1 protein-coding gene is annotated in these 1,494 nt (G+C 32.5%); it reads left to right on the forward strand.

Annotation, left to right across the window (positions count from 1 at the left end; translation table 11 throughout):
- Positions 1–480 precede the first annotated feature (480 nt).
- Positions 481–1,296, forward strand: coding sequence for a KilA-N domain-containing protein (locus F6K13_RS32770; protein ID WP_287277491.1), 816 nt, complete (start codon positions 481–483; stop codon positions 1,294–1,296).
- The last annotated feature ends 198 nt before the right edge of the window (positions 1,297–1,494 follow it).

The following is a 1,494-nucleotide window of genomic DNA, read 5'->3' on the forward strand; positions in this document are numbered from 1 at the left end:
TATCAGCCATCAGCTATTGCTTCTTTTTAGTTATAGATAAAAGCTTTACTAATTGAATGAGAATTAAATTTTACGCCTAAAAGCTGCCTTTAAATCTATATATTAAAATCCCCTCATAAGAGCTAAGAGCTGACAGCTAATAGCTGTTTGCGCAGCATTCCGCAGGAAATGCTTACCATGTATCTTTGAATACCCACCATAAAAATTTTAAGCAGCAGGGAACAGGGAACAGGGAGCAGTGGAGAAATTTATCAGAGAAAATATTTTATTATGGCTAATTAATAATACTTGCTCGATATCAATAATATTTTTTCATAGATTAAAATTACAGTAAATTATCCCCACAGCAAAACTTTATTCTATGATTAGTGGTTGACGAACTTTTCAGTTCGGAAAATGCTACCTATATTTGCTTTTATTTATTATAAACAAATGTTATTTTACAAATTAAGTAAATTATTTAAAAAAGGATAAATTAGAATGCACTACATTGAACACTCTGTTGGGGAATTAGTAGTAACTCAACGCCATTCTGACGGCTATATCAACGCAACTAAATTAGCGAGAGCATACAAAAATAAAACAGGAAAGTATAAAAACCCCAATAGCTGGTTTGAAAAGGATAGAACAAATGAATACATAGAGCTTTTGTCTGATAAAACAAGAGTTGAGGTTTATCATCTTGTGGAAAAAAAAGGAGAAGGTAAAAATCAACAAGTTTGGATTCATCCTAAGCTTGCTGTTTCTTTTGCGATGTGGCTTTCACCTGAATTTGAAATGATGGTGTCTGAATGGGTCGAGCAATGGCTTTTCACAAATCAAAAACCTGCTATTCAGGAACCTATAAAATTGCACCCTTACCAACGTGTTTGGTACGAACGCTTAAGGTTGTTTGAAGAGAAAACTAAACTACCAAAAGGTAGATGGTGTGTTTTTGAAGAAGTTGGTAAATTAATGAGGAATTTGGAATCTAACAATGTCTCTTTACATGATAGAGCAACTATTGACATTTCGGTTGGTAGAACTTGGTGTCATTGGCTAAAACAGAACGGATATGAAACAGATTTTGAACAGTATATTCACCATTATCCAGATAAAAGAGGTGAACAGCTTGCTAATATTTATCCCTATAAATTACTGGGAGAATTTCATCAGTGGCTAGAAGAAGCTTACATCCCTGAAAAATTTCCTGAATATGTCAGAAAATTTGTTACTTCAGAAGAATGCAAGTTAATTTCAGAAGCTATTGGTTATGAAATTAAACCAGTTTTCAAAAGACTTAAAGCAAAGATTTAATCTCACAAATAGTGAATGTTTATGTTTGCTTAATTTGCGCTCAGGTGGAATAGATATTTTGGTGTTATCTTAATTATAAAATTATTTTGAGATTAGGATTTACAAGTTCTACAGACTTAAATAATTCTACTTATTACTATAGTAATTTTGCCTGCTAGCAGTGTACTTGACTGAAATGAAACTCGCTATAATACCCCC

The sequence above is a fragment of the Okeania sp. SIO2B9 genome, from assembly GCF_010672505.1.
GTDB classification, from domain to species: domain Bacteria; phylum Cyanobacteriota; class Cyanobacteriia; order Cyanobacteriales; family Microcoleaceae; genus Okeania; species Okeania hirsuta.